We start from the raw sequence: 13,064 nt of genomic DNA, 5'->3' as shown, positions 1-13,064 counted from the left end.
GTCGCCCGGAGGGCGGCCGCGCGGCAGACGAGAATCGTCAGACAGGCCCTAGCAGCTCGGGATCCTGCCCTTGCCCTTCTCCAGGGCGACCAGCGAGTTCACGGCGCCCTTGAGGTCGGTGACCGCGACGAGGCGCAGCCCCTTGGGCAGCTCGGCCTTGGCGTCCGCGCACTCGGCCTTCGGCACCAGGAAGACGGTGGCGCCGTCGCGCCGGGCGGCCCGCGTCTTCAGCGGCACCCCGCCGACCGCGCCGACCTTGCCGTCCGCGTCGATGGTGCCGGTGCCGGCGACGGTACGGCCGCCGGTCAGGTCGCCTCCGCTGCCGTCGCCGTCCAGCTTGTCCACGATGCCGAGCGTGAAGAGCAGCCCGGCGCTGGGTCCGCCGACGTTGGCGAGGCGCAGGTCGACCTTCACGTGGCCGGAGTCCAGGTGCAGGTAGTCCAGCGCGGCGTCGGTGGCGGCGTTCTGGGACTCCTGCATCTGCGCGGAGTTGTGCTTTTCGATCTCCTTGAGGGAGTTGCCGGTCGGGTACACCGAGCCGTAGGGCATGACGGCGCGATCGGTCCGGAACCAGTTGTCCACGACGTCCCCGAGGCTGACGCGCGCGTCCGGCGAGGTCGCCTCGATGGTCGTCATCCGCAGCTCACCGCTGGTCTTCCTGACCGGCGCCCCGGACACCGTGATCACCGGCGTCCCCCGGTTCTCCCCCAGCACGTTCGCCGTCATCCCCGGCTGCGCCACCGCGAACGGCAACGGCGCGACAGCCACCGTGACAATCAGCCCGACCACGGGCACAGCACACACGGCAACGGCCTGAAGACGCGAGAGACGAGAGAACACGCCCACAATCTAACGCGCCGGGTGGGACGGGGCGGGGGCGGCTCCGGGTGGGAGTGGGGCGCGGGTGGTGAGCGGACGGAGGAGCGCGCCCGGCCACGTGCCCGCGGGCAGCGGGCCAGGAGCGGGCGGCACACCTGCCGGGCACACCTGCCGGGCGGACGGGCCGTGGGCGCGGGCGCGGGCGCGGGCGACGCGACCGGGACCCGGCGCCGGAAAGACCGCACGCCGAAGCCGGTGGGCGCGCGCCCACTCCTCCGTCGGACCTCGCGTCAGCGGAGCGCCTCGGAGATCTCCTGGGCCGCTTCCAGGACGCGGGGGCCGACGCGGTCGGGGATGGCGTCGGTGAGCATGACGACGCCTACGCTGCCTTCGAGGCCGGTGACGCCGATCAGGGGGGCCGCCGCACCGCTGGCTCCGGCTTCGAGTTCGCCGTGGGTGAGGGTGTAGCCGGGGTGGCCGGCGCGGGAGTGGCGGGCGGCGAGGATGGCCTTGCCCGCGGCGCCTCGGTCCAGGGAGTGGCGGAAGCCCGCGCGGTAGGCGACGTGGTAGTCGGTCCAGGTGGGCTCGACCACGGCGACGGCGAGCGCCTCGGTGCCGTCGACCAGGGTGAGGTGGGCCGTCGCCCCGATGTCCTCGGCGAGCGAGCGCAGCGCGGGAAGCGCGGCCTCCCGTACGAGGGGGTGCACCTGACGGCCGAGGCGCAGCACCCCGAGCCCGACCCGGGCACGGCCGCCGAGGTCGCGGCGTACCAGGGCGTGCTGTTCGAGCGTGGCGAGGAGGCGGTACACCACCGTGCGGTTCACTCCCAGCCGGGTGGACAGCTCGGTGACGGTCAGCCCGTGGTCCGTGTCGGCCAGCAGCTTGAGGACGCGCAGTCCCCGGTCGAGCGTCTGGGAGGTCTCCGCGGTCACGACGCCCACTCCTTCGGCGGTGAGGTCGACGCCCGCGAGCGACGGCCGGCACCGGGCGGATCCCGTCGGCGACGCGCTGCGAGGGCACCGATCGGCAGGACGGCCCGGCGGCTCCGGGCCCTGTCGCTTTCACGGCTGCGCTCCGCGGCGGCGCTGCCACGGGGCGTATGCGTAGCGGGACAGTAGCGAAGCGGGTTCGCTCAGCGGAAGGCTTCGTCCACAATCCGGGCGGGGAGCGGGGCGGAGTGCGCGTTTTGCCCGTTTATGGCGGGCCGGAGACGGGCCCCGGGCTGTCCTGCACGGGGTCCGGGGCAGAGCCCCGTGAGTCGCGCTTATCGGCAACCCGGACGGGCGGACGGGCTGGAAATCCGCGTCGGACCCAGCGGAGCGTCACCGCATCCGCGTCGCCCACTCCTGCACCTTCTCGATCCGCTGCCTGAGCTGTCCCGCTGTGGCCTCCGCGCTCGGCGGCCCCCCGCACACCCGCCGCAGCTCGGTGTGGATCACCCCGTGCGGCTTGCCACTCTGGTGCACGTACGCGCTCACCATCGTGTTGAGCTTCTTGCGGAGCTCCATCATCTCCTTGTGGCTGACCACGGGGCGCCGCTCGGCGGGCAGCTCCAGCAGGTCGGCCTCGGCGTCCGGCTTCTTGCGGCTGTGCGCGATCTGCCGCGCCTGCCGCTTCTGGAGCAGCATCTGCACCTGGTCGGGTTCGAGCAGCCCCGGGATGCCGAGGTAGTCCTGCTCCTCCTCGCTCCCCGGATGCGCCTGCATACCGAACTCGGCACCGTCGTACAGCACCCGGTCGAAGACCGCCTCGGACTCCAGCGCCTCGAAGGAGAACTGCTCCTGCTCGCCGGTGTCCTCGTCCTGCTGCTTGTTCGCCTCGTCCATCTCCTTCTCGGACTCGGCGTACGGGTCCTCCTCGCCCTGCTTCTTCGGCTTGTCGAGGGCGTGGTCGCGCTCCTTCTCCATCTCGTTGGCGAAGGTCAGCAGGTCGGGAACGGTCGGCAGGAAAACGGACGCGGTCTCGCCGCGCCGCCGGGACCGTACGAAACGCCCGACGGCCTGCGCGAAGAACAGCGGTGTCGAGATCGTCGTCGCGTACACGCCCACCGCGAGCCGCGGCACGTCGACGCCCTCGGACACCATGCGGACCGCGACCATCCAGCGGTCGTTGCTCGCGCTGAAGTCGTCGATCCGCTTCGAGGCGCCGGTGTCGTCGGACAGGACCAGCGTGGCCTTGGTGCCGGTGATCTCCCGGATGAGCTTGGCGTAGGCGCGGGCGGAGTCCTGGTCGGAGGCGATGACCAGGGCACCGGCGTCCGGGATCGCCTTCCTGACCTCGGTGAGCCGCTGGTCGGCGGCGCGCAGCACGCTCGGCATCCACTCACCGCGCGGATCGAGCGCCGTACGCCACGCCTGGCTGACGGCGTCCTTGGTCATCGGTTCGCCGAGCCGGGCCGCGATCTCGTCGCCCGCCTTGGTGCGCCAGCGCATCTGGCCGCTGTAGCTGAGGAAGATCACGGGGCGGACGACGTGGTCCGCGAGCGCGTTGCCGTAGCCGTAGGTGTAGTCGGCGGCGGAGCGCCGGATGCCGTCGTCGCCCTCCTCGTACGTGACGAAGGGGATCGGGTTGGTGTCCGAGCGGAACGGCGTACCGGTCAGCGCCAGGCGCCGGGTCGCCGGCTCGAACGCCTCCAGACACGCCTCGCCCCAGGACTTGGAGTCACCGGCGTGGTGGATCTCGTCCAGGATCACCAGCGTCTTGCGCTGCTCGGAGCGGTTGCGGTGCAGCATCGGGCGCACGCCGACACCGGCGTACGTCACGGCGACCCCGTGGTAGTCCTTGCCGACCGGGCCCGCGCTGTACTCCGGGTCCAGCTTGATCCCTATCCGGGCCGCGGCCTCCGCCCACTGCTTCTTCAGGTGCTCGGTCGGCGCGACGACGGTCACCTGCTGCACGACATGGTGGTGCAGCAGCCAGGAGGCCAGCGTCAGCGCGAAGGTCGTCTTGCCGGCGCCAGGGGTGGCGACGGCGAGGAAGTCACGCGGCTGCTCCTGGATGTACTTCTCCATCGCCCCCTGCTGCCAGGCACGCAGCTTGCTGGCGGTGCCCCAGGGGGCGCGGCCGGGGAAGGCGGGGGACAGATGGTGGGAGGCGGCTGAAGTGGCGGCGGTGGTAGTCACGGTCTCCGGGGTGGGGGCTTGGGGCGGCTCGACTACGAAGAACAACCGGGCCACCCTACCGGCGCGGGACCGCCCCCCGAGGGCGGACGAGGCGGACGCCGACCGGGTTGGGACCGACGTCACATCAGTCACTCCGACAGGTCACGCAGCGCCTCGGCGATGGCCTTGACCTCTTCCGTGTCCCCCGTCGCCACACCGATGACGAGCCGCTCGGCCGCTTCGATGTCCGGTCGCAACTGCACGTCGTTCATCGCCAGAAAGACGACGCAGGACACCCAGGCCGTGCGCTTGTTCCCCTCGATGAAGGGGCGGTTGATCGCCAGCGACTGCAGGAGCGCAGCCGCCTTCTCGAACAGATCGGTGTACGCCTCCCGCCCGAACACCGAGGCCGAGGGGCGGCGCACGGCGGACTCCAGCAGCCCCAGGTCGCGTACGACGATGTCCTGGTCATCGACGGCACGCGCCGCGATGGCCAGGACATCCTCGGCCGACAGATAGATGTAGGTCACTTGAGCCGCTCCCGGAGTTCGGCCCACTTGGCGGTCTGCTCCTTCGCGGCCTTGCGGACCAGTGCCTCGTGAGCCGTCCGAGCCAGATAGTCGTCCACGGCTCTCAGCAGTATGGCGTGCATGCTGACACCCTCTTCTTCGGCTCGCAGCTTCAGTGCTTCCGTCTGGTCGCCGCGGAGACGCAGATTCATCGCCATACCAAAACGGTACCACCACGTGGGGTCATATTGGTACTACTCGCCCGCCTGCTCGCCCAACCGCGTCGTCACCCAGGCCCCCGCCAGGGCCACCCCCGCCATCGGCAGGAAGACGACCGCGAAGGCGGCGGGGTGGGAGCCGGTGACGTGCGCCGCCGCCGCGGTCGCCGTACCGCCGCCGCCCAGCGCGGCGAACGCCGCGCCCGCCGCCGCGAGCAGGACGACGTTGGACAGGGCGTCGGAGATCTGGAGCGCGGCGGAGTTGGCACCCGCCTCCTCGGGAGCGGAGAGCCGGAGCAGCAGCACGCTGGTGGAGCTGATCACGAGCCCCATCCCGAAGCAGCCGAACCCCCAGGCGACCGCGACGGTCCACACCGGCACGGCGGGCAGCAGCACGCTCGGCGCGGCGGCGATCGCGCCCGCGACCAGCAGCATCCCGAACGTCATCAGCCGCTCCCGGTACGGCGCGGTCGCGGGCCGGGACTGCACCCACGAGGCCAGCGCCCAGGTCGCCCCGCCCGCGGCCAGCGAGAACCCGGCGAGGGTCGGCGAGAGCCCCCGCTGGGTGACGAGCATCAGCGGCACGAACGACTCGGCGGCGATGAAGGACCCCGCGGACACCCCGCGCAGCAGTACGACGGCGGGCAGCCCGCGCGCGGCGCGGTAGGTACCGCGCGGCAGCAGCCGGAGCGTGGCGGGCACGAGCAGCACGGCACCGGCGAGTCCGGGCAGCACGGACAGGGGCCGCAGGTCCTGGGCGGCGTACTGGAGCAGCCCGGCGCCGACGGACACGGCGAGCGCGAGCCGGATGCGGCGCCGGTCGGGCGAGGAGGCGCCGCGCGTCCCGACCGGTCCGCCGGCCCGGCGCCGGATCTGCGGCAGGGCGAGCCCGACCGGCAGCACGACGAGCGCCGGGATGCCGAGGAACACCCACCGCCACCCCAGATGCTCGGTCACCGCACCCGAGGCCAGTGGCCCGACGACGGACGGCACCACCCACGCGGCCGCGAACGCCGCCATGATCGCGGGCCGCAGCCGCTCGGAGTAAGCCCGCCCGACGACGACGTACAGCGCGACGATCACCAGTCCGCCGCCGAGTCCCTGTACCGCCCGCCCCAGGATGAACACCCACATCGCCCGCGCGGTCCCGGCCACCACGAGCCCGCCCGCGAACGCCCCGATCCCCGCGCTCAACGCCCCGAGCGGCCCCCGCCGGTCCGCCCACTGCCCGGCGAGCACCATCCCGGTGAGGCTGGTGGTGAAGTACCCGGAGAACGCGAACGCGTACAGCGCCACCCCGTCCAACTCCCGCGCGGCCACCGGCATCGCGGTCCCGACGGCGGTCGCCTCGAAGGCGATGAGCAGCACCACGGACACGACCCCGACACTGAGCGCCCGATACGTCCGCCCCAGCACGCCGCCCTCATCGGGCTCGGCGACTACATCCACCACGGCACTGTCGGGCTGCTCAACTGCGGTCATGCGGGCCAGCGTAAGGCCCGTTCCCCCCTTTGACCCCTGTCCGGAGTCCCGCCACTCCTACTCCGTTGGCCCTACTCCCCGCCCCCGCTCGTGAACGCCCCATGACAGTCACATTGCACCCCTTGCCCCACCCTCGGACCCCCGCCTACGTTCATTCCACGACACACGGCCGTGTGCCCGAGTGGCTCAGGGACTCGCCTGCAAAGCGAGTTACGCGGGTTCGATTCCCGCCACGGCCTCCATCAAGTGCTCCCGCGCGGAGCCCACCGAGGCAGCCGCAGGCGTCACGGCGCCGGTGATCCGGCCGCAGGCGTCAGAGCGCTCCGCCCGCCTCGTCCTGGAACAGTTCCGTCCAGTAGTGCCAGTCCGTCGACGGGTCGGTGCCCGTGGGGTCGAGGGTGGCCAGCGTGTCGAGCATCGTCAGCGCGAGCTGGTCGTACGCGGACGTCGTCAGCTCGTGGGAGAGGTGGTCGTCGATCGTGCGTTCGTGGTGGAGGAGCCAGAGGGTGTAGGCGAGGGTGGAGGTGTCGGTGTTCAGGGGGTGGAGGGTGCCGTCCGGCTCGGAGTAGCTGAGGACGGCGCCGGTGCGGCCGTCGAGCACCAGGCTGGTGTCCTCCACCAGGTGGCCGAGGCGGACCAGGTGGTCGGCGTGGGCGGGGAGGAGGTCGAGGGGGTAGTCCTCGGCGGCCTCTTCCGTGAAGTACTCGGTGAGCGTGCGCAGCGGGCCGTCCGCGTCCGCGTGGAACAGCACCGCCTCCTCCGGCAGCCCCGTCTCCCGCAGGAAGCGACGCGTCGGTTCGTGGGTGAGCGTGCGGGGGAAGTCCACCTCCTCGAAGCGGACCACCCGGCCCGAGCCGAACTCCTCCTCCAGGAGCCGGCCGGGGAGGTCGAGGGTGAGACCGCCGGAGCGGCTGGGCGCGGCGACCAGGGACAGCGGGCGGATCAGGGCCGCCACCTTCCAGTAGGCCGGGACTGCGCCGTCGGTGCCCTCCTCGAAGAGCGCGAGCAGCTTGCGGGACGCCTCGGCCGCCGTCTCCGTGCCGTACCGCCCGCGCAGGCTCGCGAACCGGCCGCGCAGGCCCGCCAGTTCCTCGGTGACGGCGGCGAAGCGCAGCAGGGTGGCCAGGGAGGGGGCGAAGGGGTGCGCGTCGGCGGGGTCGTACAGGTACGCCGTCGTCAGCTCGCCCGTCACTCCGTCGAGCAGGATCGACTGCTGCTCGAGGCCGGCCGGGCCGAGCAGTTCGCCTATGACCAGCCGGTCCCGCAGTTCCTCCGCGAGCCGGAAGGGGCCCTCGGCCGCCTCGGCGGCCTCGCCCAGGCGGCGCAGTCCGTGCGTGCGGAGCGCGGCGAAGGTCAGCAGGCCGGTGTGCGCGGGCAGTCCGGGGCCGGAGAGCAGGCCGCGCGTGGGCGCGTGGGTGACGTAGCGGTCCAGCTCGGCCTCGGTCAGTGTGATCGCCGTGACCTCGGTCTCGGTCGTGCTCATCGCTTCCCCCGCGATCTTCATCGGTACGTCGGTACGTCGTCGTACGGCTTCCCTGAGAACGGGACGCGTCCGGGCTCACCCGCAGCACGCGGCCGGGACACCCACCGTCCGGAACATTACGCCGCGCCACTGACAACGGCCCGTCAGTAAAGACGCCCCACCCCCGCCGCACGTTGCGTCACGGCGTGAGAAAAGGACGTGACGTACGAGACACCCCCCGCCCCGGAGCACCACGCACCGGGCGCCGCCCCTCACGTCAGGTGAAGTAGATCCCGCCGAGGACCACGACGATCGCCGCCACGATGAACAACAGCACCCACAGGAACAACTTGCCCACGCTCGGGGCCGGTTCGTAACGAGGTTCGTCTGTCACTGCGAGGTCACCACTGCTGCTTGAGGCCGGATCGGGAGGCGGTTGACCGGGCGGCCGGTGGCCGCGCGGACGGCGGAGGCGACGGCGGCCGGGGCCGTGACCACCGGCACCGCCGAGACCGACTTGGCGCCGAAGGGCGCGACCACGTCCCGCTCCTCGACCAGCTTCACGATACGGATGTCCGGCGCGTCCAGCGACGTCGGGAGGGCGTAGCCGGTCAGATCCGGGTGCCGGATCAGACCGCGCGGGGTGCGCAGGTTCTCGGTGAGCGCGATGCCCACCCCCTGCGTGACCCCGCCCTCGATACGGGCGCGCAACTGCGCCGGGTTCAGCACCCGGCCCACGTCCTGCGCGACCGCCAGCTCGACCACGCGGACCGCGCCCAGCTCCACGTCCACGTCCACCACCGCGCGGATCGCGCAGAAGGCGAGGCCGACGAACGCGTCCCCCTGACCGGCGCCGTCCAGCGGCTCGGTCGGATGCGGGCGGCACTGGGCCGTCGCCCACAGTTCCTTGCCCTCCAGGGCCTCCGCGACGGTGGTCGAGAGCACGCCGTCGTAGGACGTGATCTTGCCGTCGGTGATCTGGAGCAGCTCGGTGGACATGCCGAACTTGTGCGCCAGCGGCTGGAGCAGCTGGGTGCGGACCATCTTGGCCGCGCGCTCCACCGCGCCGCCGGAGACCCAGGTGTGCCGTCCCCGGCAGCCGGGGCCCGCCTCGGGCTGGTCGGTGTCGACGGGCGCCACGTGCACCTCGTCCACGCCCAGGGTGTCCTGGACGATCTGCCGGGCCAGCGTGGTGAAACCCTGCCCCGACTCCACCGCCGCGCACAGCACGGTCGCGACGCCGTCGTGGACCTTGACGGTGGCCGTGGAGACCTCGTCCGCGCCCTCGGCGCCGAGCATGTGGACCATGCCGAGGCCGTAGCCGACGCCCCGGCGCACCGCGCCCGGCTCGCCCGCGCCCTCGGGGCCGCCGGGCAGCAGCCAGTCCTCCTCGGGGGTGTCCTTGGGCAGGGGCGGCAGCGGGAACTCCTGCACCGCCTGGAGGAGTTCGGCCACCGGCGCCGGGCAGGTCACGGTCTGCCCGATGGGCAGCACGTCACCGGTGGCGAGCACGTTGCGCAGCCTCAACTCGGCCGGGTCCAGGTCGAGTTTCCTGGCCAGCTTGTCCATCTGCGCCTCGTAGGCGGCGCACACCTGCATCGCGCCCTCGCCGCGCACATGGCCGGAGGGCGGGTTGTTGGTGCGCACGGCCCAGCCCTCGATGAAGGCGTTCGGGACGACGTAGGGACCGCAGGCGAAGGAGACGGCGGCGGCGAGCGCGTCCGCCGAAGTGTCCGCGTAGGGGCCCGCGTCGAGCAGGATCTGCGCCTCCACCTTGACCAGCTTGCCCTCGGCGTCCGCGTGGTGGCGGTAGCGCAGCAGGGTCGGGTGGCGGTGGGCGTGGCCGAGGAAGGACTCCTCGCGGTTGGCCGCGAGCTTCACCGGGCAGCCGGTCTTCAACGCCAGCAGACCGAGCGGGAGTTGGAAGCCCTGGTCCTCACGGTCGGCGGTCGCGCCGGGCACGCCGGTGACGACGATCTTCACGCGGTCGGCGGGCAGTCCGTAGCAGGCGGCGGCCGTGTTGCGGTCGGTGTGCGGGTCGGTGGAGGCGAGATACAGCTCCACCCCGCCGTCGGGACGCGGCACGGCGAGCCCGGCCTCGGCGCCGATGGGCGCGGGGTCCTGGCGGCCGATGCGGTACAGCCCCTCGACGACGATCTCGCCCGCGGCCTCCGGGTCGCCGTGGTGCAGGGGGATGTGCCGGATCAAGTTGCCGTCGGGGTGCAGGGGTTCGGCCTCGAACGCCTGCTCTGGGTCGGTGACCGGGTCGAGGAGTTCGTACTCGACGATGACGGCGGCGGCCGCCATCCGCGCGGTGTCGGGGTGGTCGGCGGCGACGGCGGCGATGGGCTCGCCGTGGTGGCGTACGACCTCGGAGGCGAACACCGGACGGTCCGGGGTGCCCCGGCCGTGCCGGGGGGTGCCGGGCACGTCCTCGTGGGTGATGACGGCGCGGACGCCGGGCATCTCGCGGGCGTGGGTGGTGTCGATGGACACGATGCGCGCGTGCGCGTGCGGGGAGCGCAGCACGGCCGCCCACAGCAGGCCCTCGGCCCACAGGTCGGCGGCGTAGGGGAAGGTGCCCTCGGTCTTGGCGCGGGCGTCGGCGTGCGGCAGTGAGGCGCCGAGGCCGTGCGGCAGCGGCTCGGGAGCGGGGACCGCTTCCGCCGCGGGGGTCGCGGTGGCGGCTTCGTTGCTCACGCCTGGCCTCCGTCCTGGCCGTAGTACGGGTCCTGCTGGGCGTACGGGTCCTGCTCGTGCGGGGCGTACGGGCCCTGCGGCGGGTACTGCTGGTGCTGGTCCCCGGGGGTGTCGAAGGCGCCGGGCGCCTCGAACGCCGAGGGGTTGACGCCTCCGGCGCCGGGGGGCGCCTGGTGCGGGATGCGGGCGGTGTCGCCGTCCGCCCCGGCCTCGGCCTCGGCGGCCGCGTGCGCCTCGCGCTCCGCGACGACCTCCTGCACGGCGTCCAGGACGCCCCGGTAGCCCGAGCAGCGGCAGAGGTTGCCGCACAGGGCCTGCCGGGTCTCCAGCTCCGTGGGGGCCGGGTTGCCCTCCAGCAGGTCGTGCAGGGTCATCGCGATGCCGGGCACGCAGAAGCCGCACTGCACGGCGCCGCAGCGGGCGAGCGCGCGCTGCACGTCGGAGGGGTGGCCGTCGGCGGCCAGGCCCTCGACGGTACGGACCTCGCTGCCGGCCGTGGTGACCGCCGGGACCAGGCAGGAGGCGACCAGACGGCCGTCCACCTGGACGTTGCACGCCCCGCACTCGCCCTGGGAGCAGCCGTCCTTGGCGCCCGCCAGACCGAGCCGCTCGCGCAGCACGTACAGCAGGGACTCGCCGATCCAGGCGTCGGTCACGGGGCGGTCGGCGCCGTTGACCCGCAGGACGTAGGAGGCGAGGGGGTGGTCGTCGTGGGGCGGGAGGGGCTCGGCGTCGGGCTCGGGCTCCGGGTCACCGGCCTCGGGTTCGGGCCGGTCGAGCTCCTGCCCGTCGGTCTCGGGCGCGAACTCCGCCTCCGGCTCCGCCCGGCCGTCCTCGTCGGCGTGCTCCGCCGCCTCCGGGGCGGGGCCGGTTTCCGTGGCCGCAGCGGGTGCCGCCGGACCGTCGGCGTGGCCCTCGGGGGCCTCCTCGACGGCGTCGGCCTCGGTGCCGTAGGCGTCCTCGTCCGGGCCGCCCGCGTACACCTCCTCCGGCAGGTGCGTGCCCTCCGCCGGGGTGTGCCGCCCGGGCTCCTGCGAACGCCCCCAGGGGTCGTCCGCGGGCTCGGTCGCCCAGGGCGCCGCCGCGCCGCCGGGCAGGGTCGCGGGCGCGCCGGTCCCCCACTGCTCCGCCAGTACGGACGTGGTGAACTCGCCCGACTCGTCCGGCAGCTCACCGCCCGCAACAGGTACGGACCAGTGCCCGGTGACGTCGTGCCCCGGCGCGGGGGGCTCCTCGACGGTCCAGTGCTGGTCGGCGGCGGGCTGGTGGGGCGCGGTGTGCTGCTCGGTGCCCTGGTGCTGCGCCATGCCGTGGTGTTCGGCGCCGGGGTACTGACCCGTACCCGGGTAGTCGGCGGCGGGGTGCTGACCCGTGTCGTGCCGCCCGGTGTGAGCGTCCTGCGGATACGGGGTCGTCTGCGGGTCGTACGTGAAGCGGTCGCCGCCGCCCTGTTCGCCCGGTACGGGCCACTGATGGGCGTCGGCGGGCGCGCCCCAGCCGCCCGGCGCGGCGGGCGGTGCCTGGCCGTCGGCGGGCGGGGCGGGGTCGATCCGGGGCGGCACGTAGCCGTGACCCGGCGCGGCCAGCGGGCTGTCGCCGGACAGCAGGGCGTCGATGCCGCCCTCGGGGAGCTGGACGAAGGCGGTGGCGCCGTCGTCGTACTCGCCCTGGGGCAGCGGGTTCCACCGGCCGCCGCCCTGGGGCGTGCCCTCTCCGTGCTGGTCGTCGGTCACGACAGCGCCCTCCCCAGTGCTCGTCGGGCCAGCGCGGCGACGGTGCGCCGCAGGTGCAGTACGGCGGGTGGCAGCGCTGCCACCGTGCCGTCCGGCCCGGGGGCCGGGTCGGGGATGCAGGCCGCGGCGACGTACTCCCCGAAGGCCTGCAGGGCCTCGGGGACCAGCGCGCGGTCGTTGTCCCAGTCGATGAGCTGCGCGACCCACTGCTCGGCCTCCAGCGGGCGCAGCGGCATCGGCGCGATGGCGCCGACGGCGCACCGCACCCCGCGCCGGGCGGGGTCGAGCACGAGCGCCACGGAGGCGACGGCGCGGCCGGGTCCGGTGCGGCCCGTGGCCTTGAGGAAGACCTGGGGGGCGTGCAGCAGCGGTACGCGGACGTAGCCGATGACCTCGCCGCCGTTCAGCATCTCGACGCCGGCCAGCAGGTGCGAGACCGGGATCTCGCGGCGGGCGCCGTCGAGCCCGGCGATGATCAGCGTGGCCTCCAGCGCGGCCAGGACCGGCAGCGCGTCGCCGGTCGGGGCGGCGGAGGCGATGTTGCCGCCGAGGGTGCCCGCGTTGCGGATGTGCGGCGGGCCCGCGGCGCGCGCGGCGGCGGCGAGCGCCGGGATGAGGGCGGCGAAGTCGGGGCGGCCCATGCGGGCGTGGGTGAGTCCGGCGCCGAGCAGGGCGTGGCCGTCCTGGTACTGCCAGCCGCGGATCTCGCTGATCCGGCCGAGGCCGACGAGCGCGGCGGGCCTGAGCCTGCCGGAGTTGACCGCGTGCATCAGATCGGTGCCGCCCGCGACGGGGACGGCGGTCGGGTTGGCGGTCAGGGCCGCCACCGCCTCGTCCAGTGTCGTGGGCAGCGTGACGACCTGCGCCGCCTGCGGTGCGTGCGTGGTCAAACCGGCTGCCCCTTCCCGCTGCCCCACCTGGTCCCCGCCTGTGCTGCCGTACGGTACGGCCTGACAGGGCGGACGTGGCAACTCTGGCACATCTTCGCAAGCCCCGGACGCCGGGGTCCGCCAGGGGTGTTGAGCCGCGCCTCCGGCCGT

General features: G+C 73.7%; 10 protein-coding genes and 1 tRNA gene. 1 reads left to right on the top strand and 10 read right to left on the bottom strand.

Annotated elements, in window-relative coordinates:
• Positions 1-48: 48 nt before the first annotated feature.
• From ACWEEU_RS13410 to ACWEEU_RS13385, 6 genes are all read right to left on the bottom strand, one after another.
• Positions 49-840: a S16 family serine protease gene (locus ACWEEU_RS13410; RefSeq protein ID WP_451731713.1), complete on the bottom strand. Its 792-nt coding sequence runs from the start codon at positions 838-840 to the stop codon at positions 49-51.
• Positions 841-1,109: 269 nt separating this feature from the next.
• The gene (locus tag ACWEEU_RS13405; protein WP_385745218.1) at positions 1,110-1,751 is read right to left on the bottom strand and encodes an IclR family transcriptional regulator; all 642 of its coding nucleotides are present in this window, start codon (positions 1,749-1,751) and stop codon (positions 1,110-1,112) included.
• Positions 1,752-2,141: 390 nt separating this feature from the next.
• A complete protein-coding gene (locus ACWEEU_RS13400) occupies positions 2,142-3,941 on the bottom strand; it encodes a DEAD/DEAH box helicase (protein WP_385745215.1) in 1,800 nt (599 codons plus the stop codon).
• Between the two features lie 128 nt (positions 3,942-4,069).
• Positions 4,070-4,450: a type II toxin-antitoxin system death-on-curing family toxin gene (locus ACWEEU_RS13395; RefSeq protein WP_451731709.1), complete on the bottom strand. Its 381-nt coding sequence runs from the start codon at positions 4,448-4,450 to the stop codon at positions 4,070-4,072.
• Positions 4,447-4,647 carry a CopG family transcriptional regulator gene (locus ACWEEU_RS13390; protein WP_385745211.1) on the bottom strand — a complete coding sequence of 67 codons (201 nt, stop codon included), beginning with the start codon at positions 4,645-4,647 and terminating at the stop codon, positions 4,447-4,449. Before ACWEEU_RS13390 ends, ACWEEU_RS13395 begins: the two co-directional genes overlap by 4 nt.
• 36 nt (positions 4,648-4,683) lie before the next feature.
• Positions 4,684-6,129: an MFS transporter gene (locus ACWEEU_RS13385; protein WP_451731706.1), complete on the bottom strand. Its 1,446-nt coding sequence runs from the start codon at positions 6,127-6,129 to the stop codon at positions 4,684-4,686.
• 167 nt (positions 6,130-6,296) lie between these two features.
• Between ACWEEU_RS13385 and ACWEEU_RS13380 the strand changes: the two genes are divergently transcribed.
• Positions 6,297-6,371, top strand: a tRNA-Cys gene (locus tag ACWEEU_RS13380).
• A gap of 71 nt (positions 6,372-6,442) precedes the next feature.
• Here ACWEEU_RS13380 and ACWEEU_RS13375 read toward each other — a convergent pair.
• The 4 genes from ACWEEU_RS13375 to ACWEEU_RS13360 all read right to left on the bottom strand — a co-directional run bounded on the left by ACWEEU_RS13375 (position 6,443) and on the right by ACWEEU_RS13360 (position 12,914).
• Positions 6,443-7,612, bottom strand: a complete 1,170-nt coding sequence (locus ACWEEU_RS13375; protein WP_451731703.1) for an SUKH-4 family immunity protein — start codon at positions 7,610-7,612, stop codon at positions 6,443-6,445.
• A 369-nt stretch (positions 7,613-7,981) separates the two neighbouring features.
• Entirely contained in the window at positions 7,982-10,291 is a 2,310-nt protein-coding gene (locus tag ACWEEU_RS13370; RefSeq protein WP_385745205.1) for a xanthine dehydrogenase family protein molybdopterin-binding subunit, read from the bottom strand.
• Complete coding sequence (locus ACWEEU_RS13365) at positions 10,288-12,024, bottom strand: 2Fe-2S iron-sulfur cluster-binding protein (protein WP_451731700.1); 1,737 nt, start codon at positions 12,022-12,024, stop codon at positions 10,288-10,290. The genes ACWEEU_RS13370 and ACWEEU_RS13365 overlap by 4 nt, the downstream gene beginning before the upstream one ends.
• The gene (locus ACWEEU_RS13360; RefSeq protein ID WP_385745201.1) at positions 12,021-12,914 is read right to left on the bottom strand and encodes an FAD binding domain-containing protein; all 894 of its coding nucleotides are present in this window, start codon (positions 12,912-12,914) and stop codon (positions 12,021-12,023) included. Before ACWEEU_RS13360 ends, ACWEEU_RS13365 begins: the two co-directional genes overlap by 4 nt.
• Positions 12,915-13,064 lie beyond the last annotated feature (150 nt).

The organism is Streptomyces sp. NPDC005004, assembly GCF_053600675.1.
Note: the sequence above shows the minus strand (reverse complement) of the source record. Positions and strands in the feature narration are given on the sequence as shown.

Coding starts and splice junctions, on each gene's coding strand:
- ACWEEU_RS13385 (WP_451731706.1), bottom strand. CDS start 6,129: ATGACCGCAGTTGAGCAGCCCGACAGTGCCGTGGTGGATGTAGTCGCC.
- ACWEEU_RS13375 (WP_451731703.1), bottom strand. CDS start 7,612: ATGAGCACGACCGAGACCGAGGTCACGGCGATCACACTGACCGAGGCC.
- ACWEEU_RS13390 (WP_385745211.1), bottom strand. CDS start 4,647: ATGGCGATGAATCTGCGTCTCCGCGGCGACCAGACGGAAGCACTGAAG.